At 68.2% G+C, this 26,870-nt stretch carries 22 protein-coding genes; 7 read left to right on the plus strand and 15 right to left on the minus strand.

The features are described 5' to 3' along the window. Positions 1-17 precede the first annotated feature (17 nt). From D6T63_RS04635 to D6T63_RS04660, 6 genes are all read right to left on the minus strand, one after another. Positions 18-2,252: an ATP-dependent DNA helicase RecG gene (locus tag D6T63_RS04635; protein WP_120147850.1), complete on the minus strand. Its 2,235-nt coding sequence runs from the start codon at positions 2,250-2,252 to the stop codon at positions 18-20. Next, on the minus strand, positions 2,242-3,186 hold the full coding sequence (locus tag D6T63_RS04640; RefSeq protein WP_120147851.1) for a DAK2 domain-containing protein: 945 nt from the start codon (positions 3,184-3,186) through the stop codon (positions 2,242-2,244). Before D6T63_RS04640 ends, D6T63_RS04635 begins: the two co-directional genes overlap by 11 nt. Positions 3,187-3,208: 22 nt before the next feature. Further along, positions 3,209-4,264, minus strand: a complete 1,056-nt coding sequence (thiL, locus tag D6T63_RS04645) for a thiamine-phosphate kinase (RefSeq protein WP_120147852.1) — start codon at positions 4,262-4,264, stop codon at positions 3,209-3,211. A gap of 55 nt (positions 4,265-4,319) precedes the next feature. Beyond that, the gene (locus tag D6T63_RS04650) at positions 4,320-5,741 is read right to left on the minus strand and encodes a sugar nucleotide-binding protein (protein WP_120147853.1); all 1,422 of its coding nucleotides are present in this window, start codon (positions 5,739-5,741) and stop codon (positions 4,320-4,322) included. A 3-nt stretch (positions 5,742-5,744) separates the two neighbouring features. Continuing rightward, positions 5,745-6,743, minus strand: coding sequence for a dTDP-glucose 4,6-dehydratase (rfbB, locus tag D6T63_RS04655; RefSeq protein WP_120148051.1), 999 nt, complete (start codon positions 6,741-6,743; stop codon positions 5,745-5,747). A gap of 153 nt (positions 6,744-6,896) precedes the next feature. After that, positions 6,897-7,760, minus strand: a complete 864-nt coding sequence (locus D6T63_RS04660) for a hypothetical protein (RefSeq protein WP_120147854.1) — start codon at positions 7,758-7,760, stop codon at positions 6,897-6,899. 181 nt (positions 7,761-7,941) lie between these two features. Between D6T63_RS04660 and D6T63_RS04665 the strand changes: the two genes are divergently transcribed. Next, complete coding sequence (locus tag D6T63_RS04665; protein ID WP_120147855.1) at positions 7,942-8,430, plus strand: DUF3515 family protein; 489 nt, start codon at positions 7,942-7,944, stop codon at positions 8,428-8,430. A 78-nt stretch (positions 8,431-8,508) separates the two neighbouring features. Further along, complete coding sequence (locus D6T63_RS04670; protein ID WP_120147856.1) at positions 8,509-9,366, plus strand: SMP-30/gluconolactonase/LRE family protein; 858 nt, start codon at positions 8,509-8,511, stop codon at positions 9,364-9,366. A 7-nt stretch (positions 9,367-9,373) separates the two neighbouring features. On the opposite strand, the gene D6T63_RS04675 is transcribed toward D6T63_RS04670, so the two are convergent. After that, entirely contained in the window at positions 9,374-10,213 is an 840-nt protein-coding gene (locus tag D6T63_RS04675; protein ID WP_182976871.1) for an SDR family oxidoreductase, read from the minus strand. Between the two features lie 130 nt (positions 10,214-10,343). Here D6T63_RS04675 and D6T63_RS04680 point away from each other — a divergent pair, with 130 nt between their 5' ends. Then, positions 10,344-11,354: a glycosyltransferase gene (locus D6T63_RS04680; protein WP_235830554.1), complete on the plus strand. Its 1,011-nt coding sequence runs from the start codon at positions 10,344-10,346 to the stop codon at positions 11,352-11,354. Between the two features lie 74 nt (positions 11,355-11,428). Beyond that, complete coding sequence (locus D6T63_RS04685) at positions 11,429-11,656, plus strand: DUF3072 domain-containing protein (protein ID WP_120147857.1); 228 nt, start codon at positions 11,429-11,431, stop codon at positions 11,654-11,656. A gap of 128 nt (positions 11,657-11,784) precedes the next feature. On the opposite strand, the gene ribA is transcribed toward D6T63_RS04685, so the two are convergent. Continuing rightward, complete coding sequence (ribA, locus tag D6T63_RS04690) at positions 11,785-13,185, minus strand: GTP cyclohydrolase II (protein WP_120147858.1); 1,401 nt, start codon at positions 13,183-13,185, stop codon at positions 11,785-11,787. A 72-nt stretch (positions 13,186-13,257) separates the two neighbouring features. Further along, positions 13,258-14,196, minus strand: coding sequence for a LysR substrate-binding domain-containing protein (locus D6T63_RS04695; protein WP_120147859.1), 939 nt, complete (start codon positions 14,194-14,196; stop codon positions 13,258-13,260). 151 nt (positions 14,197-14,347) lie between these two features. On the opposite strand from D6T63_RS04695, the gene D6T63_RS04700 reads away from it, so the two are divergent. The 3 genes from D6T63_RS04700 (at position 14,348) to D6T63_RS04710 (ending at position 20,719) form a co-directional block, all read left to right on the plus strand. Beyond that, positions 14,348-17,932: a bifunctional proline dehydrogenase/L-glutamate gamma-semialdehyde dehydrogenase gene (locus D6T63_RS04700; protein WP_120147860.1), complete on the plus strand. Its 3,585-nt coding sequence runs from the start codon at positions 14,348-14,350 to the stop codon at positions 17,930-17,932. A gap of 106 nt (positions 17,933-18,038) precedes the next feature. Next, on the plus strand, positions 18,039-19,133 hold the full coding sequence (locus D6T63_RS04705) for a YeiH family protein (protein ID WP_120147861.1): 1,095 nt from the start codon (positions 18,039-18,041) through the stop codon (positions 19,131-19,133). A gap of 1,157 nt (positions 19,134-20,290) precedes the next feature. Next, positions 20,291-20,719, plus strand: a complete 429-nt coding sequence (locus D6T63_RS04710; RefSeq protein WP_147394301.1) for a hypothetical protein — start codon at positions 20,291-20,293, stop codon at positions 20,717-20,719. A gap of 588 nt (positions 20,720-21,307) precedes the next feature. Here D6T63_RS04710 and D6T63_RS20190 read toward each other — a convergent pair. The 6 genes from D6T63_RS20190 to leuD form a co-directional block, all read right to left on the minus strand. Then, on the minus strand, positions 21,308-21,532 hold the full coding sequence (locus tag D6T63_RS20190) for a hypothetical protein (protein ID WP_147394302.1): 225 nt from the start codon (positions 21,530-21,532) through the stop codon (positions 21,308-21,310). A gap of 137 nt (positions 21,533-21,669) precedes the next feature. Continuing rightward, a complete protein-coding gene (locus D6T63_RS04715) occupies positions 21,670-22,812 on the minus strand; it encodes a D-alanine--D-alanine ligase family protein (protein WP_120148053.1) in 1,143 nt (380 codons plus the stop codon). Positions 22,813-22,835: 23 nt separating this feature from the next. After that, on the minus strand, positions 22,836-23,882 hold the full coding sequence (locus D6T63_RS04720) for an NAD(P)H-dependent glycerol-3-phosphate dehydrogenase (protein WP_120147863.1): 1,047 nt from the start codon (positions 23,880-23,882) through the stop codon (positions 22,836-22,838). Then, positions 23,879-24,685, minus strand: a complete 807-nt coding sequence (locus D6T63_RS04725; RefSeq protein WP_407923705.1) for a lysophospholipid acyltransferase family protein — start codon at positions 24,683-24,685, stop codon at positions 23,879-23,881. The genes D6T63_RS04720 and D6T63_RS04725 overlap by 4 nt, the downstream gene beginning before the upstream one ends. Before the next feature lie 13 nt (positions 24,686-24,698). Next, entirely contained in the window at positions 24,699-26,048 is a 1,350-nt protein-coding gene (gene murA, locus D6T63_RS04730; RefSeq protein ID WP_120147865.1) for a UDP-N-acetylglucosamine 1-carboxyvinyltransferase, read from the minus strand. Between the two features lie 221 nt (positions 26,049-26,269). Then, the gene (leuD, locus tag D6T63_RS04735) at positions 26,270-26,869 is read right to left on the minus strand and encodes a 3-isopropylmalate dehydratase small subunit (protein ID WP_120147866.1); all 600 of its coding nucleotides are present in this window, start codon (positions 26,867-26,869) and stop codon (positions 26,270-26,272) included. Between the last annotated feature and the right edge of the window lies 1 nt (position 26,870).

Below are 26,870 nucleotides of genomic sequence, written 5' to 3' on the forward strand. Positions count from 1 at the left end.
TGCGGGGCGCAGGGATGCTAACCCTTCTCGAGGAATGCTTCCTTTTCCGGGTCGAGGTACAGCTCGATGGCCAGCGAGAGTCCCGGGTACCCCTTCAGGTCCGGATCACCCGCAACGATCTCCTGGGCGTCGCTGCGGGCCTTCTCGATCACCTTGCCGTGCTGGGTGATCTTGAGGAACCGGAGGGCGGAGCGTCCACCCGACTGCGAGGCCCCGAGGATGTTCCCCTCCCGCCGTAGCTCGAGGTCCTTCTGCGAGAGCTCGAACCCGTCGGTCGTCGACGCGACGGCGGACAGGCGCTCGCGGCTTGGGTGCTCGGGCTCGAGCTTCGTGACCAGGAGGCAGGTTCCCGCGTGCCCGCCCCGGCCGATGCGGCCCCTCAACTGGTGCAACTGCGAAATGCCGAAACGGTCTGCGTCCATGATGACCATGAGGGTCGCATTGGGGACGTCGACGCCCACCTCGATCACGGTCGTGGCGATGAGCAACTGGACGGTGCCGTCGGTGAAGCGCGACATGACGTCGGCCTTGTCCTGTGGATCCATCCGACCATGCAGCATGCCACTGACGACGCCCCGCACCTGGGGTATGTCTGCCAGCGACTCGAACAACCCCACCACACTGGTCAGTTCCTGCTGCCCGCCGGCCTTCTTCTCTCCCTGCGGCTCTCCATAGAGCGCCTCCGGGGCGTCCTCCTCGGCCTTGCCGTCGTCCCCGATCTTCGGACACACCACGTACACCTGACGCCCGGCGTCGATCTCCTCCCGTGCCCGGGCCCAGATCCTGTCGATCCAGCCGGGGTGCTCGGTCAGGCCGACCTCGTGGGTGGTAATCGGGCTCCTGCCGGCCGGCAGTTCCGAGAGCGTCGAGGTCTCCAGATCGCCGAAGACCGTCATCGCGACCGTCCGCGGAATCGGTGTCGCCGTCATGACGAGGACGTGCGGAGAGGTGCGGGCCTTGGTGCGCAGCGAGTCCCGCTGCTCCACGCCGAAGCGGTGCTGCTCATCGACGACGATCAGCCCGAGGTCGAAGAACTGCACGTTGTCGGAGAGCAGGGCATGCGTCCCGATGATGATGCCCGCATCTCCCGACGCCGCCTCGAGGAGCGACGTCCGCCGCTGCGCCGTGGACATCGATCCCGTCAGCAGTACAACCCGCGTTCCGTCCATCGCCCCGCCGAGCATCCCGCCCTCGGCGAGCGGACCGAGCGTCCGCGTGATGGACTGGAGATGCTGCGCGGCGAGCACTTCCGTCGGTGCCAGCAGGGCCGCCTGCCCGCTGGCGTCGATGACCTGGAGCATCGCACGCAGCGCCACCAGCGTCTTGCCGGAGCCGACCTCCCCCTGCAGCAGCCGGTTCATCGGATGGTCCTGGGCGAGGTCCTCCGCCAGCGTGCCGCCGACCTCGAGCTGTCCCTTCGTCAGGGTGAAGGGCAGCCTCGCGTCGAACTGATCGAGGAGCCCACCCTCGCGGCGGGGCCGGGCGGTGGCCTCCTCCCGCGCTGCCAGTGCCCGACGGCGGGCCAGGGCTGCCTGCAGGACGAACGCCTCCTGGTAGCGGAAGCGGTGCTGCGCCCGGTAGGCGTCCTCGACCTGCTGCGGCCGGTGGACCAGCTCGTAGGCGGTGGCGAGGCTCATCAGCTTGTCGCGTCGGGTGATCGACGCCGGGACGGGGTCGTCGAGGTCGGACAGGCGGAGGGTGTCGAGGATGGTGCCGACGGCCAGCGCAATGCGCTCGCTGCCCAGCTTCTCGACGGCCGGGTAGACCGGGATGGGCCGGTTGACGTAGTCCGGATCGTCGTCCCCCTCGTCCAGGAGCACGTAGCCGGGGTTGGTGAGCGACAGCTTCCCGCGGTAGACCGTGACCTTGCCGGAGAACATGGCACGCACACCGGGCTTGAGGTCGCGCTCGGCGCCGTAGCCGTTGAAGAACGTGAGGCTCATCGCACCGATGCCCCCCTCGGCGTCGTCGGTGATGACGACCTCCAGCAGCATCCCCTTGCGCGTGCGCATCCTGCGGGAGTTGGCGGATTGGACGCGGGCGATCAGGGTCACCTCCTCGTCCACCGGGACGTCCGCGATGGGCGTCAGTTCACCGCGCTTGAGGTAGGTGCGCGGGAAATGGTTGAGCAGTTCACCGACCGTGGTGATACCGAGGTGCTTGGCGAGGAGCTTCGCCAGTGGACCGAGGTGCCGGTCCAGCGGTGCGTCGAGTTCCGAGGCGGTCGTGGACCGCGCCGTGTCAGGAGTCACCGGCCCCGGCTCCCGGACCGGGGGCGGCGAGCTGGGTGACGGTGATGTTGACCGGACTACCGGCCTCGTTGATGAGCGCCAGGGCCGGCGCAGCTTCCGGCACGTGCACGTGGACGCGCCAGCGGTAGCCCTCCTCGACCTGGGTGACGGCGCTCATGATCACCGAGTCGCCGATCTCGTCGAGGTGGAGGCGGAGCGTGGCGGCGTCCAGCGGACTCAGGTTGATGGTGCACATGACTTCGACGCCGTCCGCATCGCCGCCGTTGTGGATGTGCGGGGCCTGGATGTCATAACCGTGCAGTCCGTCGAGCAGCTCGTCCTGCAGCTCCTCGCCGAGTGCTGCGGCTCGCAGGGCGTCCAGGATCAGCAGGAAGCCGACGCCGCCCGCGTCCACCACTTCGGCATCGGTGAGCGGTTTGAGCTGGCTTTCCGTGTACACCACTGCTTTCAGCGCACTCTGCACCGAACCCCTGAGCGTCAGGGCGAGCGTCAGGTTGCTGTCGTCCCCTGCGTGCGCGGCGGCTGTTTCGGCGGCCCCCTGCGCGCTGGCCTCGAGCACGGAGAGCATGGTACCCGGTACGGGATCACTGAGCGCAGACCAGCTCCTGATCTGCGCCCGGTGGAGCGACGAGGCGAAGAGCGAGCAGGTGAGGCGGGTGGTGCCGTGGAGCGGTTCCGCGAACGCTGCCAGGAAGACCGCGAAGAGCGTCCCCGAGTTGCCCCGGGCATCCTCCATCGCGGCGCGGCCTGCGAGCGCGAGCAACTCGCCCAGGTCGGACGTGTCGGCGGCGCTGACTGCACGGGCAGCGGAACGCACCGTCTGGTAGAGGTTGGTGCCCGTGTCGCCGTCGGCGACGGGAAAGATGTTGATCGCGTTGAGCCGGTCGCTGTGGTTGCCGAGGGACTCTTCCGCCTTGCTCAACCAACGCTTCATCGCGACTGCATTAGCGGTGATCTTAGTGTGCAAAGTGATCCCATCCCGTGAGAGCTGTCGCCTGTGACGCCAGTGTCACCTGCGGCTTGCCCGGCCTCACCGAGCCTACCGCAGTGAACCCGGGTGGAAGCAGGACGTCCGGGGGGAACGCGGCGAGGAGCCCATGGTCCTCGCCGCCGCCGAGCACCCAGTCCATGGGGTCGACGCCCAGCAGGTCGGCCGCCGGCGCCAGCGGACCGGAGTATTTCCGAAGCGCCGCCGGGTCGAGGTCCAGGTGCACCCCGCTCGCCGCGGCAATTCTCTGCGCGTCGCGTACAAGGCCATCGGATATGTCAAGCATTGCACTGGCGCCGGCACCTGCAGCGACCGGACCTGCGGCGAGGGGCGGGGAGGGTCGCAGTTGCGCCGCGATCAGCTCCTCCCCCAGCTGTCCGAAGTCGGCGGGTGGGCGGGCGCCCTCGAGGATCGCGAGGCCGGCCGCGGCCCTCCCGAGCGTGCCCGCGACCGCGAGGACGTGCCCTGCCCTGGCGCCCGATCTCAGCACGGGGGTGAGGCCCCGCATCGCTCCGGTCACGGCCGCCGTGATGACGAGCTGCGCACCGCCGCCGAGGTCGCCACCCACGACCGAGCAGGACTGGGCACCCAGCTCTCTGATCGCTGCCGCGAGTCCCCGGGCGCAGTCCTCGACCCAGGCGATCGGAGTCGGCGAAGGGAGCGTGAGGCTCACCACGAGCGACGTCGCGACGCCACCCATCGCGTTGACGTCGCTGAGGTTCTGGGCCGCCGACTTCCAGCCGACGTCGTAGCCCGTCGTCCTGAATCCACCGGGCCGCAGGAGCCGGAAGTCGTGATCCTCGACCAGGGTGTCCATCGAGACGACCAGGGGCCCGGCCTCGGGCACCAGGACTGCGGCATCGTCCCCGGGACCGACAAGCGCCCCGGAAGCAGGACCCAGCAGCGGAAGGATCCGGGCCAGGAGTTCGCCTTCGCTCACATCGCCGACGGTTCCCCGACGGGCTCTCGCATCATCGGCAGGGGACCGCGCTGTGGCTACCCCGTTGTGCGGATCGTGGCTCATAGGCCCTGCCGTGGGATTCCGGACCGGCGCAGAGGACCTGCACCCCGGCGCCGGCTCATGCCGTCGTCAGGGCGGTGACGTAGTCACCGAGCCGGTCAGCGGCAGCCGCGGGGGCGAAGCCGGTGGCCCGGAGCTTGGCGAGGTCGAGCGTGCTCTGCAGGGGACGCGGAGCGGCAGCCTTGCCGGCGAAGTACTCCTCCGTGCTGACACCGGTGACGTCCGCGCGGTTCCTGCCGCAGAGGGCGTACACATCGGCCGCGATGTCGGCCCAGCTCTGGGGCTCCCCGTCGTTCGTCACGTTGTAGGTGCCGAACGGCGCCTCGTTCCCGACGAGGTGCAGGATCGCAGCGGCGATGTCCGCAGTGAACGTGAGGCGCCCGATCTGGTCGTTCACGACGCTCGGGGAGATGCCCCGTCCCGCAAGGTTCGCCATGGTCCGTACGAAGTTTGCTCCCTCGCCGATCACCCAGCTCGTGCGCAGGATGTAATGCCGCGGCACCGTCGCGACGATCGCGTCACCCGCCGCCTTCGTCTGGCCGTAGACGCCGAGCGGGCTGAAGGGCTCTGCCTCCTGGTGCAGCTCCTGCGTTCCGTCGAACACGTAGTCGCTGGAGATGTGGACGAGGGTCAGGCGGTGCGTGCTCGCTACCCTGGCGAGGGCCGCGACCCCTGCGACGTTGACGGCCCAGGCGGCAGCCCGGCCCTCGGCGCTCTCGGCCGCGTCGACCGCGGTGTAGGCCGCAGCGTTGATGATCGTGTCGTAGGCCGTCCACGGGCGGGCGCCGTCGAGCTCGTCACTGAGCAGGTCCAGTTCGGCCCGTCCCGCGAATTCGACCGACGGCTGGTCTGCGAGGGCGGACCGCAATGCCTTGCCGAGCTGGCCGTCAGCGCCCACGACGAGAGTCCTGCGCGGAGCCAGGGCGGTGACGTCGCCGAGGCGCGGGTGGGCCCGGTCCTTGTCCGACAACTCCGCGTTGCCGAGGGGGATGGGCCATTCGATGGCCGCCGTCTCGTCGGCGAGGTTCAGGAACACGTACTGGTCCTGGGCATCCGCGGACCAGTGGTCGTTGACCAGGTAGGTGTACGCCGTGCCATCCTCCAGCGTCTGGAAGGCATTGCCGACGCCCCGCGGGATGAAGATCGCCGTCGAGGGGTCGAGCTCGGCGGTGAAGACGGCGCCGAAGGACGGGCCCTCGCGGAGATCGACCCAGGCACCGAAGACCCGGCCCGTGGCAACGGAGATGAACTTGTCCCACGGTTCGGCGTGGATCCCCCGCGTCGTGCCGGCGGTCTCGTTGAAGGAGATGTTGTTCTGGACCGGACCGAAGTCGGCGAGGCCGGCGGCGGTCATCTTGGACCGCTGCCAGTTCTCCTTGAACCAGCCGCGGTTGTCACCGTGGACCGGAAGGTCGAAGAGCACGACGCCGGGGATCGGCGTCTCGCGTGAGGCGAGGGGTTTCGAGAAGACGGGACCCATGCGCTACTGCCCCAGTTCGATGTACTTGGACTCGGTCACGGCCTTCTGCGGCCGCCACCAGGTTTCGTTGTCGCGGTACCAGGCAATGGTGTCGCGCAGGCCCTGCTCGAAGTGGTGGAACTCGGGCGTCCAGCCGAGCTCGGTGCGCAGCTTGGTCGAGTCGATCGCGTAACGGAGGTCGTGGCCCGCACGATCGATCACGTGGTCGTAGGCATCCGCAGCCTGGCCCATCTCGGTGAGGATGAGCTCCACGACGTCCTTGTTGTTCCGCTCGCCGTCGGCGCCGATCAGGTAGGTCTGGCCGATCTCGCCCTTGTTCAGGATGGTCCATACCGCGGAGGAGTGATCGTTCGCGTGGATCCAGTCGCGGACGTTCAGGCCCTCCCCGTAGAGCTTGGGACGCACGCCGTCGATCACGTTCGTGATCTGCCGCGGGATGAACTTCTCGACGTGCTGGTAGGGACCGTAGTTGTTCGAGCAGTTGCTGATGGTGGCCTGGACCCCGAAGGACCGGACCCACGCACGCACGAGGAGGTCGGACGCCGCCTTGGTGGACGAGTAGGGGCTCGACGGATTGTAGGGCGTCTCCTCCGTGAAGCGCTCGGGGTCGTCGAGCTCGAGGTCGCCGTACACCTCGTCGGTGCTGATGTGGTGGAAGCGCCTGCCGTACCTGCGGGCCGCCTCGAGCAGCGTGTAGGTGCCGATGATGTTCGTGTCGAGGAACGGGCGGGGGTCATGCAGCGAGTTGTCGTTGTGGGATTCGGCGGCATAATGCACGACGGCGTCGGCTCGCTCGGTGAGCGGACCGACCACGGCGGCGTCCGCGATGTCCCCGACGACCAGTTCGAAGCGCTCCGAGGGCAGCCCCTCGAGGGAGGCGTGGTTGCCTGCATAGGTCATCTTGTCGAGGACCGTGACGGAGACGTCCGTGTGCTCCATCAGATAGTGCACGAAATTGGACCCTATAAAGCCGGCGCCGCCGGTCACCAGGAGATTCTTCACGTCCTGCACTTTACCGGGTGCACCCGCGGTTGCCTGGTCGGGCGCAGTTCACGGCAGGCCGACGCCCCCTGGACTTCGACTGGGAGGCGCCCTCGTGCTCCCCGTCGCCTCAGCCCTGCACCAGCCCGGCACGGACCGGTGCAGGGCTCTGCGTCACGACTGGTGGCGGCCCCGCCTGCGCACGACGACGACGGCGACAACGGCCAGGAGAGCGGCGAGGAGGCCTGCACCGATCCACGTGACGGGTGCTGTCGAGGACGCGCGGTCCTCGCCCACGGCCGCCGCAGTACTGCGGACCGATGGCGATGCGGACCGGCTTGCCCGCGGCGACGCGCTCGCCGTCGGGCTGGTGGTCGGGGCTGCGACCGTAGGAACGGCCGCAGGCGGCGCCGCGCCCGGTGATGCGGTGGGCGATGCGCCGGCAGTGGACGCCGGGACCGGAGCCGGGATCGGAGCCGGTGCATTCGCGGATGCCGTCGCCGAAGGGCCTCCGGCGGTAGGGCTCGGTGCGGGTGCCTCGGCCGGTACGTCCACGACGTCCCCCGACACGGAGTCGTACCGCAGGTTCGTGTAGATCAGCGTGTCGGCGAACAGGAGGTAACCGGTGTCCGGCTCGATGAGGTGGCCGGTCCCCGGATGAACGAGATAACCCGTCCGTGCATTGATCGCGAAGCCGGTCGCCGGGTCGACGCCGGCCGTCGCGGTGGGATCGGGCACGGGCGGTGCGGGCTCGCCGAAGGTCGCGGCGGGCTGCGGCTGCTCCACGACGTCCGGCTGCTGCCGGGCTAGGACGTCCGGCTGCTGCTGGGCGACGACGTCCGGCTGCTGCTGCTGCTGCTGCTGCTGCTGCTGCTGGGCGACCATGGCCGGCCGGACGGCCGCGGCATCCACCGCGAGCGCTGAGGTGGGCGCGGCGATCAGTGCTCCCGCGACGAGGAGCGCAACCCTTCCGGATCGGGATCCGACTGTCCTGGTGCGGGCTGTCAGGGGCAGGGCGGGGTGGTGGGGCGCTGTCATTCGTCCTCGGCTCGATGTCCGCACCCGTGCCGCTGAGACAGCACCGGGCGCGCAGGGGACCGTCAGCGTGGCTCGGCTGCGGCTCTCGAATACTACTGTCGGCGATCCTCGCGGCCCGTTCACCGAAGCCCTGACCGCTCCGTGTCGTCAGTGCGCCGGGGCTACACATTAGGGTGGGACCATGCGTGCTCTCCCCCGCGCCGTAGCCCTCGCGGCGGCCGCCGTCACCCTGCTCGTCGTACTGCCCGGCTGTACCTCCGTGGTCGACGTCGATCCGGCGGAGGATGCCGCGCACGCGTCGTGCGCCGACGTGATGATCGCGCTGCCGCCCACGGTCGCCGAGAACGAGCAGCGCGACACCAACAGCCAGGCGACGTCGGCCTGGGGTGATCCCTCGAAGGTGGTCCTGCGATGCGGCGTAGGTGTACCCGGTCCCACCACCGATCCCTGCGTGACGGTGAACGACGTCGATTGGGTGGTCCGTGAAGGGGACCCTGCGTGGACGGCGACGACGTACGGCCGCGATCCCGCCGTCGAGGTTCTGTTCGACCCCGACGAGGTGGCCTCGAGCACGGTCCTCGTGGAACTGGGCGATGCCGTGTCGCGGGTCGAGCAGACGCGCGCCTGCGTGGGCCTGTCCGACGCGACTCCGGCACCGCCTGGCGGCTGACGCGCTTCGGCCGGCCGAGCCGGATCCAACGTTCCACCCAGCTTCACCCGAACCAGCCGCGACCCGCCAGGAGGCACCGTGAAAGCCGAACAGATCTCCGACGTCTGCACCTTCCACGGAGAGGGACCCTACTGGGACCCCCGGCGCGGGGAGCTGCTCCTGGTGGACATGATGGAGGGTGATGTCCTCGTACGCCACGAGGACGGCACCTTCGATCGGCATGACGTGCACCCGCGCCTCGCCGGAGTGATCCGCGGCCGGACCTCGGGGGGCTACGTCATCGGCGTCGAGCGGGGATTCCTCTTCTCCGACGACGCATTCACGGACCTCGTTCAGGGTCCCCTGGCCTTCAGCGATCCCGCCGTACGCATGAACGACGGCGGCTGTGACACCGCTGGCCGCTTCCTCTGCGGGTCGATGGGCTGGGAGGGCGGCTTCGGCGCGGGCGCGCTGTACTCACTGGATCAGGACCATGCTGTCTCCACGGTCCTGGAAGGACTCACCGTGTCCAACGGCCTGCACTTCTCCCCGGACGGCGGCACGGCCTTCCTCAGCGACACCCCGACGGGGCGCATCGATGCCCTCGGGTATGACGTGGAGGCCGGGCGCTTCACGGACAGGCGCACGTTCGCCGTCATCGAATCCGCCCTCGGCATGCCCGACGGAATGGCCATCGACGCGGAAGGCGGCATCTGGACCGCGCTCTACGGCGGAGGAGCCGTTGCGCGCTACGACGCCGCTGGCAGGCTCTCGGAGCACATTCCACTCCCCGTCACGAACGTGACGGCCTGCGCGTTCGGCGGCAGGGACCTCTCGACCCTCTTCATCACCACCACCCAGGAGAACATTCCTGAGGGCTCCGAACCGCAGGCCGGCGCGCTCTTCTCCCTGGACGCAGGAGTAGCCGGAGCGGCCCTGCCGATGTTCAGGGGCTAGGTGCGCCTCAGAGAATCGGCTTGCCGCCCGTGACGGCGATGCGTGCTCCCGAGACATAGCTCGCCTCGTCGGATGCCAGCATCACATAGACCGGCGCGAGCTCGGCGGGCTGACCGGCCCGCTGCATCGGCACCTGCTGGCCGAAGCTCTCGACCTCCTCCTCCGGCATCGTGGCAGGGATGAGCGGGGTCCAGATAGGTCCGGGAGCCACCGAGTTCGCCCGGATGCCGCGCTCGGCGAGCAGCTGCGCCATCGACGCGATCATGTTCGCGATGCCGGCCTTCGTCGCCGAATAGGGCAGCAGGGTCGGCACCGGATTGTCCGAGTTGACGGAGCTGGACCCGATGATCGAGCCGCCGGGACCCATGTGTGGCAGGACGGCTTTCGTGAGGTGGAAGAAGGCGCTGAGATTGGTGGCGAGGGTGTAGTCCCATTCCTCGTCCGGGATCTCCTCGATGGACTCGTGCGACATCTGGTACGCGGCGTTGCTCACGAGGATGTCCACCCGACCGAATTCCTCGACGGCCGTATCGACCACGGCCCGGCAGGTTGCGGGGTCGGCGAGGTCACCGGGGAACAGGACGGCCTTCCGCCCCGCCTCCTCCACCCAGCGCGCCGTCTCGCGGGCGTCGTCGTCCTCGTTCAGGTAGCTGATGAGCACATCCGCACCCTCCCTCGCATAGGCGATCGCCACCGCGCGGCCGATGCCGCTGTCGCCGCCCGTGATCACCGCCTTCTTGCCCGCGAGGCGTCCCGAACCACGGTAGGACTGCTCGCCGTGATCCGGTGTCGGGTCCATGGCTTCCGTGGTTCCGGGTGGTTCCTGCTGCTGTGCTGGCTGGCTCACTGTTCCTCCTGGTGTCTACGGATGATCGCACCCGTGGGTTCCTTGCCCTTCCACCGTAAGCACGCTTAGTAATTGAAGGGAAGCGGACATCCGGTCCGGGAATCCGTTGCACAGGAGGACCTGCAGTCCCATGCCGTATGCAGCCGAGTACATCCTGCCGCTCAAGTGGGCCGACATCGGGGCGGTGGCCGAGCTGTCCGGCTACCTGGAGCACCTGGTCCGGTGGGTCGACGTCACCGTGGTCGACGGCTCCGCCGGCCCCTTCTTCGAGCGGCACGCCCGGGCCTTCCCCGCCGGTGTCCGCCACGTCAGGCCAAATCCGGAGCTCCTCCGCGGGGGCGGCAACGGCAAGGTCCTGGGTGTCCTGACCGGATTGGCCCTGGCGCGGCACGAGCGCGTCATCGTCGCTGACGACGACGTCCGGTACGGCCGCCCCGACCTGCAGCGGATGCTCGGCCTCCTCGACGGGGCGGATCTGGTGCGGCCCCAGAACTACTTCGCGCCGCTGCCGTGGCACGCCCGCTGGGATACTGGACGGACGCTGCTCAACCGGGCTCTTGCCTCTGATTACCCCGGCACGCTCGCGATCCGGCGGAGCATCGTCGTGGCCGCCGGCGGCTACAGCCCGGACGCCCTCTTCGAGAATCTCGAGCTCATCCGCACCGTACGGGCCGCGGGCGGTGTCGAGGTCCGCGCCGACGACCTCTTCGTCCGTCGCATCCCCTGCTCGGCCCGGCACTTCGCCCGGCAGCGCGTGCGGCAGGCCTACGACAGCTTCGCGCAGCCGGTGAGGCTCGCCGCAGAGCTGAGCGTGCTGCCGACGTTCCTGCTGGCCCGGCCTACGGGCCGGCAACTCGCGGTCATCGCCCTCACCGTCGTCGCACTGGCCGAGGTGGGACGGCGACGGCGGGGCGGGCGTACGGTCTTCCACCCGGCAGCCGCACTGTGGGCCCCCGTGTGGCTCCTCGAACGGGCCGTGTGCAGCTGGCTCGCCGTCGTCTGCAGGGTACGCGGAGGAGTGGGCTACGCCGGGGGGCGGATGAAGCTTGCCGCCCACTCCGAGCGGAGCCTGCGGATCCGATGGGCAGACGGCGGGCATCTGGGGCCCCTACCTCGCTCCCCCGGGTCGGACTCCACCTGATCCCTCCGCCTGACGGTGTCGGTGATAGTAAGTACACTGATGGCTCAAGCCGATCACGATGAAGAGGTACTCACATGGCAGACACACTGGGAAGTCCGAACTCCGAGCCCGAGGGTGGTTTCGAGCGGGATCCATCCGACTGGGTGACCGGTGACGAGCCGATGACCGCAGCGCAGCGCAGCTACCTCGACACTCTCGCACGGGAGGCCGGCGAGGAGATCCCGGCGGATATCAACAAGGCCGAGGCGTCGGAGCACATCGACCGGCTGCAGAAGAAGAGCAAGCGGGTCAGCGACTCCTGAGCTCCGACGCGTGACCTCACGGTCGCCTGATCCCACTCGACGACGCCCTTCCGTAGGCAGGTACGGACATTCCCACTGGACGGGGTCGACGAGTGGGATTCTTGCGTCCGGGGCTGCCGCCTACCCGGCTACCGTGCGGCCGCGAAGTTGAACTCGGTGCAGATGTCCCGGCCGAACATGAAGCGCCGTACCGGAGCCGTGCGTGCCTCGGCCAGGACGTCGGAGCCGGTGAAGCGGATGCCGGGAACGCCGTCCCCGACGAGCACGGGGGCCGTGGTGAGGTAGAACCTGTCCAGCAGTCCGGCCTCGAGGAAACGCGACACGGTATTGCCGCCACCCTCGACGAGCACCTTCCAGAGTCCCCTGGCCTGCAGGATGTCCAGGACCCTGCGAGGCGCGAACTCCTCCGCAGGCAGCCTCACGACCTCCACCGAGGCGGGCAGTCCGTCGGGCACCATGGCGTCGAGGCCCGTGATCCAGAGGGTGGGGACGCCGTCGTCGGCGAAGACCCGTGCATCCGCGCCGACTTTCGCGCCGGCGTCGAGCACCACCCGCACGGGGCTGCGTCCGGCCACGTCCCCGACAGCCAGCGAGCAGTCCTCGGCGAGGACCGTCGAGGCACCGACGACGACGGCGTCCACGAGCGCGCGCAGGCGCTGCAGGTGACCGTGGTCGCCCCGGTCCTCGTGCAGGCCGGAGTCGCCGGAGCGTGACGCGATGAAACCGTCGAGGCTCTGCCGCAGCTGCCCGATGACGAGCTGCCCCGTCGCTGCCGCGAGGTAGCCGTAGCGATGGGTGAGCTCCTCCGGCTCGCCCGGCGCGGGAGCGGTCGGCACGACGCCGTCGAGCAGGGACTCCCACGCGTCTGCTGACGGAGCGGCGTCGTCGTGCCTCATGCGGGCGCGCTTGGTCGCGAGGTAGCCGGCATTCTCGGAACGCTCGGACACCGCGAGGCCGCGGCGCTCGACGACGCTGATCCCCAACTCCTCCAGGGCTTCCTCCTTGGCCGGATTCCCTGAGAGCAGGCGGACCGCACTGATGCCGAGGTCCTGCAGGATCTCGGCCGCCTGGTCATAGCGGCGGGCGTCGATGGGCAGTCCGAGGGCGGTGTTCGCGTCCACGGTGTCGATGCCCTGGTCCTGCAGCGCGTAGGCCTTGAGCTTGGCCAGGAGCCCGATGCCCCGGCCCTCGTGTCCGCGGACGTACACCACGGCCCCTCGCCCCTCCTGGGCGATAGCAGCGAGCGCGGCGTCGAGCTGCTCGCCGCAGTCGCACCGCCACGACCCGAACGCGTCTCCGGTCAGGCACTCGCTGTGGACACGCACGAGTGGGGGCGGATCCTGCGGGCCGTGGGCATCGTCGTCGATCCCCTGTGCGAGGACGACATGCTCGATCCCTCCGCCGTCACGGTAGCCGACCATGCGGAAGGTCCCGTGCCTGGTCGGCAGGACGGTCTCCACGACCCGCTCGACGCTGGCCGGGACGGAGGAGGACTCGGACTCGGCGGACCGGATGGACTGGGCGGGCATGCAACAACCTTAGGAGCGGTGCGGACGACGGCGAAAACGTGCGTCGTACTGTCAACGGACAGCAGCAGCCGTTTATTGCTGGATCAGGGACGGCGGGTGCCGGGGCAGGGGACGGCGCACTCCGGCCGCGGCGCGTCCGAGGACCTCGCGGAAGGCCAGCACGGCCGGCCGGCGTGCACCTGCGCGGCGTGCGGACGTGAAGATCGAGCGGCGCGGGCTGTCGTCGAGCTCGAGGAGCTGGACGGGCACGCTCCGTCCCGTCCACACGAGGTCCGGCATGAGGGCGACGGCGTTACCCGACTCGATCAGGCGGATCTGCGCCTGCAGGTCGGCGGTCTCGTAGCGGACGTCCGGCTCGAAGCCCGCTCGCCGGCACGCCTGCTCCGCCCAGTGACGGGACGCCGCTCCCCTGGGCTCCATGACCCACGCCGCCTCCGCCGCCTCCGCGATCGTGGAAATACCCTCATGCCCCATTCCCGCCCCGGGGACGGCGAATCGAATGGAATCCTCCGTCAGCGGCAGGTGGTCCAGCTCGGGGTGGCGGGGGGCGGCGTGGCCCGGGTACTGCTCGGCGATCACGAGGTCGAAGTCACGGGCGAACGTCTCGTACAACGCTTTCTCCGGCTCGCGCTGCACCATCTCGATGCGGACGTCCGGGTAGTCACGCGTCATGGCGGTAAGGGCGTCCGGCATGAGCGCCAGCGCCGCGGACTGGAAGACCGCGACCCGCACGGTCCCAGACACCGTGGTCAGCGACGCCGCCAGATCGGCCTCGGCCCGCTCGAGAGTCTCCAGCAGTTCCGCGGTGTGGGCTACGAGCACCTCGGCCTGCGGCGTGAGCACGACCCGCCGACCGGTCTTCCGCAGGAGCTCGACGCCGACCTCCTTCTCCAGGAGAGCCAGCTGCTGCGACACGGAGGACGGGCTGTAGCTCAAGGCCGCTGCCACCTCCGCAAGCGTCCCCCGGAGCTTGAGCTCGCGGAGCAGGCGCAGCCGACGCAGGTCGAGCATGGGACCTCCAGGGAGTCGTTACTACAGTCCTACCGATGGATAACCTTCGGGAATCGTCGCTTTTGCTAATCCTAGAGCCTGCCGATACTGGGAAGTGAAGTTGCTGCTTCATCCTGTGCCGGCGTGAGCCGTCCGACCGAGAGCCGTTGCCATGACAACCCAGATCCCGCCCCGTGAGGGCCTTTCCGCCACCGCGACACCCCTGGACACGTCCGCCGTGCCGGGCCAGGGGTCCGATCACGCGTCGGCGCACTCTTCCGCCCGAGACACCACCCATTTCTCCACCGGAGGCGCCACCCACTTCTCCGCCGGGTCGGGCGGCAGCACGGACATACCCGCAACGCTGCCGGAGGCGTCGATCGCGCTCGTGCGCCGGTGGCTCACCGAAGCGTCGAACGTCCCGGTCGACACTTCGGCACAGCAGCTCGCCGGCGTCCTGAAGGATCCGAACGGGCTCGCGTTCACGGTGGGCTTCGTCGACGGCGTCATCCGTCCGGAGGACCTCGCCGTCGCAGCACGCAATCTCGGAGCCATCGCACCGATGGTGCCCGGATTCCTGCCTTGGTACATGCGCTCCGCGGTGAAGATCGGGGCCGCCGTCGCGCCCGTCCTTCCGCAGGTCGTCATCCCCATCGCGCGGCGCGTGCTCCGGGGCATGGTGGGCCACCTCATCATCGATGCTTCCGACGCCAAGCTCGGCCGGTCGATCAGCAGGATCAGGCGCGAGGGAATAGGCCTCAACGTCAATCTTCTCGGCGAAGCCGTGCTGGGAGACCGTGAGGCCGAACGCCGGCTGGAGGGCACCGTCCGCCTCCTCGAGCGCCCGGACGTCGATTATGTCTCCATCAAGGTGTCCTCCACCGTCGCCCCCCATCCCGCCTGGGCCTTCGAGGAGGCCGTGGAGCACGTCGCCGAGAAGCTCACTCCGCTCTATGCGCTCGCGGCCCGATCGGAGAAGCCCAAGTTCATCAACCTCGACATGGAGGAGTACAAGGACCTCGATCTGACGATCGCGGTCTTCACGGCGATCCTCGGCCGTCCCGAATTCGAGACCCTCGAGGCGGGCATCGTGCTGCAGGCGTACCTGCCGGACTCGCTCGCCGCGATGATCCGGCTGCAGGAGTGGGCGGCCGCCCGACGCGCCCGTGGCGGAGCCGGGATCAAGGTCCGGGTCGTCAAGGGTGCCAACCTCCCGATGGAGCACGTCGAGGCGTCCCTCCACGACTGGCCGCTGGCCACCTGGGGATCGAAGCAGCAGTCGGACACCCACTACAAGCGCGTGCTGAACTATGCGCTGCAGCCGGACCGCATCGACAACGTCCGCATCGGCGTCGCGGGCCACAATCTCTTCGATCTCGCCTTCGCGTGGCTCCTCGCCGGCGAGCGCGGCGTCCGCCACGGTATCGAGTTCGAGATGCTCCTCGGCATGGCCCAGGGTCAGGCCGAAGCCGTCAAACGCGATGTCGGCTCGCTGCTCCTCTATACGCCCGTCGTCCACCCGAGCGAATTCGACGTCGCCATCGCCTACCTGATCCGGCGCCTCGAGGAGGGTGCGAGCCAGGACAACTTCATGTCCGCGGTGTTCGAGCTGTCCGAGAACGAGGCGCTCTTCGAGCGGGAGAAGAACCGTTTCCTCGCCTCGCTGCAGGAGCTCGACACCATCATCCCGGCGCCCAACCGCCGGCAGGACCGGACCGTCCCCTCGGCGGCCCACCCCGGCAGCGGTTTCGCGAACACGCCTGACACGGACCCTTCTCTGCCCGCCAACCGGGCGTGGGGCCGGGCGATCCTCGATCGCGTCCCCACGTCCCGCCTGGGGAACGACGTCGTCGCCGCCACGACCCTCACGCGTGCCGAGGAGCTCGAGGACACCATTGCCGGCGCGGTTTCCGCGTCGGGCTCCTGGGGTTCGCTGAGCGGTGCCGAGCGCGCAGCGGTCCTGCACAAGGCGGGGGACTCGCTCGAGGCACACCGCGCGGACCTCATGGAGGTCATGGCCGCGGAGACCGGCAAGACGCTGGACCAGGCCGACCCGGAGATCTCCGAGGCCGTCGACTTCGCCCACTACTACGCGGAGCGCGCACGCGAGCTCGACGACGTCGACGGTGCCTCCTTCTCCCCCGTGCGCCTCACGGTCGTGACGCCGCCGTGGAACTTCCCGGTCGCGATCCCGGCCGGGTCTACGCTCGCCGCCCTGGCGGCGGGCTCAGCGGTCATCATCAAGCCGGCCTCCCAGGCACGCCGATCGGGTTCCGTCATGGTCGAGGCCCTGTGGGCGGCAGGCGTACCGCGTGAGGTCCTGCGGCTCGTGCAGGTCGAGGAGGGCGACCTCGGCCGGCAGCTCATCGCCGACCCGCGGGTCGACCGCGTAATCCTGACCGGCGGCTACGAGACCGCCGAACTGTTCCGCTCCTTCCGGACGGACCTGCCGCTGCTGGCGGAGACCTCCGGCAAGAACGCCATCATCGTCACGCCGAGCGCGGACCTCGACCTTGCGGCGAAGGACGTGGCGCAGTCGGCCTTCGGCCATGCGGGCCAGAAGTGCTCGGCGGCCTCCCTCGTGATCCTCGTGGGCAGCGCGGGCACGTCACGGCGCTTCCGCAACCAGTTGCTCGACGCCGTCACCTCGCTGACGGTCGGCTACCCGGAGGATCCGACGGCGCAGATGGGTCCCGTCATCGAGCCGGCAGCGGGGAAGCTCCTCGACGGCCTGACGACGCTGGGCGACGGGGAGTCCTGGCTCGTCGAACCTCGCAAGCTCGATGACTCGGGCCGCCTGTGGAGTCCGGGGGTGCGCGACGGCGTGCGGCGCGGTTCGACGTACCACCTGGCGGAGTACTTCGGCCCGATCCTCGGCATCATGACCGCCGCGACCCTCGATGACGCCATCGCGCTGCAGAACGACATCGACTACGGACTGACCTCCGGCCTGCATTCGCTGGACAGCCGTGAGATCGCGACCTGGGTCGACGGCGTGCAGGCAGGAAACCTGTACATCAACCGCGGTATCACCGGGGCGATCGTGCAGCGGCAGCCCTTCGGCGGCTGGAAGAAGTCGGCCGTCGGTGCCGGCACCAAGGCCGGCGGCCCGAACTACCTGGTGGGGCTCGGCTCCTGGTCGTCGAAGGAGTCCCTCACCCGGGGAGCTCCCCTGCCCGTCGTCGCACCCCTGCTCACGGCGGCCCATTCGGCAGGCCTGCCCCAGACCGAGGTCGCTCGTCTGGAGCGCGCCGCCGCATCGGATGCCGCGGCCTGGACCAGCGAGTTCGGCCGCGTGCAGGACGTCTCGGCCTTGGCCGCGGAGCGCAATATCTTCCGCTACCTCGCGCATCCCGTGACGGTGCGCCTCTCGCAGGGCGCGCTCCTCGCCGACCTCGTCCGGGTCCTCCTCGCCGCTGGGGCGGCCGGTGCGCCGGTCTCCGTCTCCTCTGCCGTGGAGCTCCCCGACGAGCTCCGCTCCGTCGTCGATGACCAGGCCGACAGCGTTGCCGTGGAGGACGATGACGCCTGGCTGGCCCGTGTGGGACAGCTTCCCGTGCGCCGTGTGCGACTCATCGGCGGAAGCGCGTCAGCCCTCGCCGTTGCCACGGGAGGACGCCCGGATCTCGCTGTCTATGCGCAGCCGGTCACCGAATCGGGACGGGTCGAAATCCTGCCTTTCCTGCAGGAACAGGCGATCAGCATCACGGCGCACCGCTTCGGCACGCCGAACGCACTGACCGAGGGCATTCTCTAGTCCGGCCCCGCGTCCGGTCCGTCGGCTCGTCACGGCGCCCTCTGGCAGAATCGATCCCGACAGTATCGATGCCCTCCTGGGCGGCCGGAAGGATCGACGCCCCGATATGAGGAACACCGGGAGGACCCCGAAGACCCGGGAGCCATGGCTGACGGCGTGGCTCCCGGGTCTTCTCGTGATGGCGGCCGGCGTCACCGCGTCCTTGGCGCTGGCTTCGCTCCAGACTCTCCTCGGGGCCCTCGTCGTCGCGCTCCTCCTCGGAATCCTGCTCGGCAACTCCAGCCTGTATTCCGAGGGGCTCCGAACGGGTGTCGGCGGCGGGACCAAGCGCCTGCTGCGCGCCGGTGTGGTCCTTCTCGGACTCCAGCTCGCCCTGCCGGACATCTTCGCCCTGGGGCCGCAGGTCGTCCTCCTGATCGTCGCGTGCGTCGCCGTGAGCTTCTACAGCACGCTATGGCTTGGACAACGCTTCGGCCTGACCCGGACAGGGTCCCTCCTGATGGCCGCGGGCTTCTCGATCTGCGGCGCGTCGGCCGTCGCGGGGGTGCAGGGCATCGTCGACGCCGACGACGACGAGGTGGCCTCCGCGGTCGCGATGGTCACGCTCTACGGCTCGCTCATGATCGTCGCCCTGCCCCTGCTGAACGCGGTGATCGGACTCGACGGGAGCCGCTTCGGCATCTGGTCCGGCCTCGCCGTCCACGAAGTGGCGCAGGTGGTCGCGGTGGCCAGCACCGCCGGCACCGTGGCACTCGCGTCCGCGACGGTGGTCAAGCTCGGCCGCGTCCTCATGCTGGCGCCCGTGGCAGCTGTGGCAAGCATCGGCGAACGACGGCGGGCTACTGCTGCTGCTGCTGCGCCGAGTTTCCCGGAGGGAACGCCGAACAGCTCCGGGATGTCCGGCAGAGGAGCTCGCGCCGATCTCCGTGCCGCACGTCGGACCACGCCCCTGATTCCGCTTTTCGTCGTCGGGTTCCTCGCGATGGTGGTCCTGCGGTCCCTCGACGTCCTGCCGCAGCCTCTCCTCGACACCGGCCGGACCCTGACGACCATCCTGCTGGCCGCAGGGATGTTCGGGCTCGGCGCAGGGATCGACATCCGGCAGCTCCTCAGGACGGGCGGGCGCTTCGCGGCCGTCGGTGCTGCCTCCACGCTGCTGCTCGCGGGGGTCTCACTTCTCGGCGTCGTCGTCCTGGCTTAGAGTGTGTCTCCTGATGCCCGGAGCCAGAGTGTGACGGCGCTGAAGACAACCCGCCGTAGATGAAGCGAGCTTGTCGTAGCGGGACGAACTCCCGGCATTGCTGGCTGATTGTGAAGGGGCGTCTGTTGCATTCCTTGGAGTCCTCGACGTCGTAGCTGACGGGTCGGTCCTCGGGTCGCGGCGTCCGGGGTGTCCTTGCTGGTCGAAGGGCTCCGGGATGACCGCGACGATTCCACGGGAGGGAGCGCAGGCGCTGACCGATGACCCGCACCGAGTAGGCCTCGTCGCCGCGGACCCGGTCCGCGTGCAAGGGCGCGCGTCCCGGGCCCGGCCGGGCGACTCGAGAGTGATTCATCAGGATCGGGAACATCGGCGCGTCTCCGGCGTGGTCTGGTCCGATGAGGACCACCAGGGGAATCCCGCCCATCAGGGACGTCGTGAATCTTCGTGCTCGGCCCGCCTCCAAGACCGGCCCATGCCATGATCCGCGGTCCCATCATCGGGCCTGCGTCAAAAAACATCACGCGCTCTCGGATATCCTCCCGTACGCCATCATCACCATCAGGAGACGCGTCCTCGTGTTTCACCTTTTCAATCCCCGCCGTCGCCAACTGCGCCGGTCGGTGCATCTGGCGGTACTGACCAGAGGTTCTTCTATAAAATACCCCATTTTTGCAGTTAACTACCCGAATTCGGGTGTCGACTACTTGAAGAATCGACGCCATTTCACCATAATTACTTGCTCGACCCGTTATTCGTGGCTTGATGCCGAATAAGACCTAGGCGCATCGGCGGATCTCCAAGGTGCCATTCCTGACGGCAGGCGGGCGGTGTTCAGGTGCGGCGAAAACTGATGGACCGACACATTGAATAAAGTATCACAGCCCTTTTCTGATCGCTAGCGGTCATCTACAATGAAAGTGCACCCTGAAAAGGTGTAGGGGCGGCCCTGCTGGGGAAGCACGGTCCGAATGTGAAGATCGCAACTAGAGGCAACGGAAACGAACGCAGGCAGGCAAGGCTGTCCGAATTATTCCTGGTTCGCGCATCTGCTCTGGCATGAACGAGCGGCCTCGCCGGACATCCGCCCGCGGCGTGCTGACCGCGGCACGCACCAATTCCTATTGTTGGCCCGGCATGTGTGGAAGAAAGCCATCATGAAAAAATCTCTTAGTTGGCGCCTGTTCATCCTCGTTGCAGGAACACTGTTCGGTTTGCTGGCAGGCATGAGCCTGTCGGCACCAGCCATTGCGTCCCCCGTCCAAGTAGCAATGGATGGGAACTACCACGGCGACGATGAAGATCTAACCCTCAAGGTGAACCGCGACGGCAAACTGAAGGTCGTCGGCGACGATTACGATTCCAATTGGGTTTACGTGCAAGTCGTCCAAATAAATCACAATGGCAAACAAAGGATAATCGACGAGCGCTACGTGTGGACGCAGCGCGGTGACTTCAACTACCTAATCCAGAAGGGCAAGTGCGACAACTCTTACCAGGCGTATAGCCACAGCGAGAAGGATGGCTGGGATAAGAGCGATAAGATGAGGATCAGATGTGACAAAGGCGGTCATCATAGTTACTAATAACGCAGGTCCACTTAGTGCATGATACGAGAATTTTCTCTGAGTGTCTTGATGGGCATTCTCGACCCGGTGGGGGTTGGGCCTTCGCAGGACCAACCCTTGCGGGTTAGGTCATCGGGGCATGTGAGCTTCAAAGAGATTCGGCGCCGTGGATGGATATACGGCTGCGCACCGGCCAACTAGCTTGAGTCCGATTTCGCGGCCGGGAGAGATCGATGCATCTCGCGAATAGGGGCGTTATCGATAGCGCTGCGGCAGCCTCACCCAACGGGGAATTGGGCGTTCGAGTTCTCAAGCTCCTGTAATCCTCGATCGACTCGACTTTATTGCGACTGACTCATTGCGACTGACTTATCGCGGGTGTCGCTTCACGGGGCAGCCCCTTCAGGACGGGCGGACAGCCCTCCCTGGAGCTTCAGTTAGCGACGGCGGGATTGAAAAGGTGAAACACGAGGACGCGTCTCCTGATGGTGATGATGGCGTACGGGAGGATATCCGAGAGCGCGTGATGTTTTTTGACGCAGGCCCGATGATGGGACCGCGGATCATGGCATGGGCCGGTCTTGGAGGCGGGCCGAGCACGAAGATTCACGACGTCCCTGATGGGCGGGATTTCCCCTGGTGGTCCTCATCGGACCAGACCACGCCGGAGACGCGCCGATGTTCCCGATCCTGATGAATCACTCTCGAGTCGCCCGGCCGGGCCCGGGACGCGCGCCCTTGCACGCGGACCGGGTCCGCGGCGACGAGGCCTACTCGGTGCGGGTCATCGGTCAGCACCTGCGCTCCCTCCCGTGGAATCGTCGCGGTCATCCCGGAGCCCTTCGACCAGCAAGGACACCCCGGACACCGCGACCCGAGGACCGACCCGAAGAACCGATCCGGGTCACGCCAGGGCGCGGGCGGGAGATAGGGACGCGAACTCTCATGCCCCCGGTAGGCCGGGCGGCTCAGCGCAGGCCGGTACCGCGGTCGAGGGCGAGCCCGATCAGTTCATCGATGAGCTCTGTATAGCCGAGACCGGACTTGGCCCACATCTGCGGGTACATGCTGATCGGGGTGAAGCCCGGCATCGTGTTGATCTCGTTGATCACCAAGCGGCCCTCCGGGGTGTAGAAGAAGTCGACGCGGGACAGACCCTCGCCGCCGATCGCCTCGAATGCCTCGGCTGCGGAATGACGCACGCGTTCGATGACCTCCGCGGGGAGGTCGGCCGGACAGGACAGCTCGGCGGCAGCCCCGTCGACGTACTTGGCCTCGAAGTCGTACCAGGCGTGGTCCCCGGGCTGGATGGCGATCTCACCGGGAAGGGACGTGCGCGGGGCGTCGAGGCCCCGGCCCTGCAGCACGGCGACCTCGATCTCGCGGCCCACGATGCCGGCCTCGATGACCACCTTGGGGTCGAAGGCGCGCGCGGCCTCGACCGCGGCCCGGATCCCGGCGGCGTCCTCCACCCGGGTGATGCCCATCGAGGAGCCGGCCCTGGCCGGCTTGACGAACAGGGGGAACCCGAGCGCCGTCGCCCGCTCGATGCTTGCCTCGGAATCGGTGCGCCACTGGCGATCCGTCACCACCACGTAGGGGCCCACCTCGAGACCCACCGACGCGAAGACCACCTTCATGAAGTGCTTGTCCATCCCGACGGCGGACGCCAGCACACCGGCGCCGACGTAACGCATGTCCGCCATCTCCAGCATGCCCTGCAGCGTCCCGTCCTCACCGAACGGACCGTGCAGCAGCGGCAGGACGACGTCCACCCTGCCGAGGCTCTCGGGGACTGAGCCGGGTGCGGCGACGAGCAGTTCCTGCCCTGCCCTGCCGTCGACGGCGGTGCCCATCACCACGGCCTGCTCGTTCGCCGTGACCTCGGGCAGTACGTCGGACCGGAGGGACCAGGCGGACGGGTCGGCCGAGACCAATGACCACTGGCCGGATCTCGCGATCCCCACGGGAACGACGTCGTAGCGGGAGCGGTCGATCGCCTCGAGGACGCCGGCCGCGGTCACGCAGCTGACGGCGTGCTCGCTGGAGCGTCCGCCGAAGAGGACGAGGACTCGGGCCTTGCGGGCAGGAGTGGCAGTCTCGGTGGTCACGGTGGTCACGGTGGTCACGGTGGTCACGATGCGTGATCGCCTTCCGGCTTGAGGTTGCGGGCCAGCAGGCGCGGCCCGAGGTCGTTCACGGACAGGCGTCCCTGGAGGACGGCCACCACGCTCTCGGTGATGGGCATGTCCACGCCGAGTTTCGTCGCGGACTCCAGGACGGCCTGCGCGGACTTGATACCCTCGGCCGTCTGGTTCATGCGCACCGTCACCTGGTCCAGCGTGAGCCCCTGACCCAGGAGGTGACCGGCGGTGTGGTTCCTCGACAGGGCGGAGGAGCAGGTGGCGATGAGGTCCCCCATGCCCGCAAGCCCGGACATGGTCTCCGGCCTGCCCCCGAGCGCGACGGCGAGGCGCGTCGTCTCGGCGAGGCCCCGGGTGATGACGGAGGCCTTGGTGTTGTCGCCCATGCGGCGGCCCTCGCAGATACCGACGGCCAGGGCGATCACGTTCTTCACGATCCCGCCGATTTCCACGCCGATCACATCGGTGGAGGTGTACGGGCGGAAGTAGGACGCCGTGCACGCCGCGGCGATCCAGGTGGCGGTGTGGTGATCGGGACAGGCGACGACGGACGCCGTCGGTTCCTCCCGCGCAATCTCCATCGCGAGGTTCGGGCCGGACAGGACGGCGATGCGCCCGGCGGGGAGGCCGAGCTCCTCGGCGATGACCTCGCTCATGCGGGCGTCCGTGCCCACCTCGAGCCCCTTCATGAGGGAGACGAGGACGGCATCGGCCGGTATGAGCGGGCGCCAGGCCGGCAGCTGGGCGCGGAGCGTCTGCGCGGGCACGGCGAGGACCACGAGTTCGCTACCGGTGAGGACGGCGTCGACGTCGGCCGACGCGGTGATGTTCAGCGGGAGCCGGGTGTCTCCGAGGTAGCGCGCGTTCCGGTGTTCGGCGGTGATCTCGTCGGCGACCTCGGGACGCCGCGACCACAGCATGACGTCGGTCTCCGCGGAGGCGTCCGCCAGGACCTTCGCGAAGGTCGTCCCCCAGCTTCCCGAACCGAGGACGGCGATCTTGCGGGGCGGCCGGGCACTCCTCACGGTGTCGCTCACGGCTTGGCCCCTGGCTGGGCCTCACCAGGACCCTGCTCCCTCGTTCTGCTCTCGCGGGATTCGACGTCGCGGGGTTCGCGCCCCAACCGCTCCTGCTGCTGCAGCGCCGGATTCCAGCGCTCGGCTGGAGCCTGCTCGCCCCGGAGTTCGGCGAGGAGCTCGGTGATGGCATCGAGGATGCGGTCGGTCGCCGCGTCGAGGGTGGTGCGGGTCAGCGGTGCACCGCGGAACTCGCTGAGGTCCACGGGATCGCCGACGAGCAAGCGGGAGCGCTTGCGCGGGAACGGATAGAACCGCTTGGCGTAGCGGGGGAAGAACTCGTGAGCGCCCCACTGCGCGATCGGTACCACCGGCGCACCGGTCTGCAGGGCCAGGCGGGCTGCGCCGGTGCGACCCTTCATGGGCCACATGTCCGGGTCCCGGGTGAGGGTGCCCTCCGGGTAGATGATGATGCCACCGCCGTCCGCCAGCGCGTCCCGGGCGGCTTCGAGGGACCGGTTCGCGCCCGCGGAACTGCGCTCCACCGGCACCTGCCGGATGATGCGCAGGATGGACCCGATCACCGGCACCTTGAACAGCGATGCCTTCGCCATGAAGTGCGGCATGATGTCCTGGTTGTAGAGGAAGTGAGCCACCACGATCGGGTCGATCTCCGTGACGTGGTTCGGGCAGACGATGATGCCCGTGCCGCGGGGCAGGCGTTCCTGCCCCTGCCATTCCTTGGACATCATCGCGTTCATGGCCGGCCTCACCCAGGAGGCGAGGAAGGCGAACATGGCACGTGAGCCCCGAGGCTCCCCCACGTTCCCGAACCGCCTAGGAGAGTGCCACGGCGGCAGCCGGGGCGTCCTCCGTGATATCGAAGTCGGCGCCCAGGCCCTCGAGCTTGTCCTGGAAACGCTCGTAGCCGCGGTTGATCAGTTCGATCCCGGTGACGTGTGAGACGCCGTCGGCCGCGAGGGCTGCGATCAGGTGGCTGAAGCCTCCACGCAGGTCGGGGATATGGATGTCCGCACCACGGAGTTGTGTGGGTCCGGAGATCACGGCGGAGTGGAGGAAGTTGCGCTGGCCGAAGCGGCACGGCACACTGCCGAGGCACTCCCGATGAACCTGGATGCTGGCGCCCATGCGGATCAGGGCATCGGTGAAACCGAAACGGTTTTCGTAGACCGTCTCGTGGACGATGGACACGCCGGAGGCCTGCGTGAGGGCGACGATGAGCGGCTGCTGCCAGTCGGTCATGAAGCCGGGGTGGACGTCCGTCTCGAGGACGAGCGGGGAGAGGGGCTTACCCGGGTGGTAGAAACGGATGCCGTCGTCGTCGACGTCGAAGGCTCCGCCGATCTTCCGGTAGGTGTTCAGGAACGCGGTGAGGTCGAGCTGCCGGGCACCCTCCACGTAGATGTCACCCTTGGTGACCAGTGCGGCGGATGCCCAGGAGGCCGTCTCGTTACGGTCCGAGATCGCCTTGTGGTTGTACCCTGTCAGTTCCTTGACGCCCTCGATGCGGATGACGCGGTCCGTCTGGACCGTGATGATCGCGCCCATCTTCTGCAGGACGGCGATCAGGTCCATGATCTCCGGTTCGACGGCGGCACCCGACAGCTCGGTGATGCCATCGGCGCGGATGGCCGTGAGAAGCACCTGCTCCGTTGCTCCGACGCTCGGGTACGGGAGGGTCAGCTTCGCGCCGTGGAGGCCCTTCGGTGCGGAGATGGAAATACCGCCGGGACGCTTGTCGACGACGGCGCCGAAGTTGCGGAGGACCTCGAGGTGGTAGTCGATCGGGCGGTCACCGATCTTGCAGCCGCCGAGGTCGGGGATGAAGGCCTCGCCGATGCTGTGCATGAGGGGCCCGCAGAACAGGATGGGGATGCGGGAATCGCCGGCGTGGGCGTCGATGTCCTTGGAGCGGGCCATCTTCGCCTCGCTCGGGTCCATGGTGAGGTCGCCGGTGACCGGGTCCTTGGTGACCGTGACGCCATGCAGCTGCAGCAGGCTGGTGACGACGTCGACGTCCTTGATCTCGGGGACGTTCCGGAGCACGGACGGCGTGTTGCCGAGGAGTGAGGCGACCATGGCCTTCGGAACCAGGTTCTTCGCCCCGCGGACGGATACCTTGCCCGTCAACGGAATGCCGCCGCGAATGGTCAGAACGCTACCCATGAATACCTATTTTCCTCATACGTTTAGCCCCCGCGGAGTCGAAAATGCTCGTTCCAAGCATAGGAGCACCCCGGGGCAGACAGAAATACAAGGGTACTTCGTGCGCACCCTCTTCCATGATAGGAACCCCCGCGGGTGCGCCGGCATTCCGGCAGGCCCTTCGAACGGCACGTGACCTGCGCGACATCCACCTACGGGAAGCCCGGTCACCGAACCGTGGTTCAGCTGCGGACGGGCAGCGTCGTCGGCTTGAAGGACGGGCGACGGGCTTCGAACGCCGTGATGTGCTCTTCCTGGCGAAGCGTCAGGCCGATGTCGTCCAGCCCTTCGAGCAGGCGCCAGCGCGTGTAGTCGTCGATCTGGAAGGGTGCACTCACGGAGCCGCACTGTACGCTGCGGGATACGAGGTCCACGGTCACGGTGGTGCCCGGCTCGTTCTCGATCACCTTCCAGATGAGCTCGATGTCATCCTGCGCCACCTGCGCGGCGACGAGTCCCTGCTTCCCGGAGTTGCCGCGGAAGATGTCGGCGAAGCGCGAGGACAGCACCGCGCGGAAGCCATAGTCCTTCAGGGCCCAGACGGCGTGCTCGCGGGAGGAGCCGGTGCCGAAATCCGGGCCGGCGACGAGGACGGAGCCGCGGGAATAGGGCTCCCGGTTGAGGATGAAGCTCTCCTCCTTACGCCATTCCGCGAAGAGCGCATCTTCGAATCCCGTGCGGGTGATGCGCTTGAGATAGACGGCGGGGATGATCTGGTCGGTGTCGATGTTGCTCTGGCGCAGCGGAACGCCGATGCCGGTGTGCGTGGTGATCTTCTCCATG

The organism is Arthrobacter cheniae, assembly GCF_003602275.1.
Taxonomy (GTDB): Bacteria; Actinomycetota; Actinomycetes; order Actinomycetales; family Micrococcaceae; genus Arthrobacter_D; species Arthrobacter_D cheniae.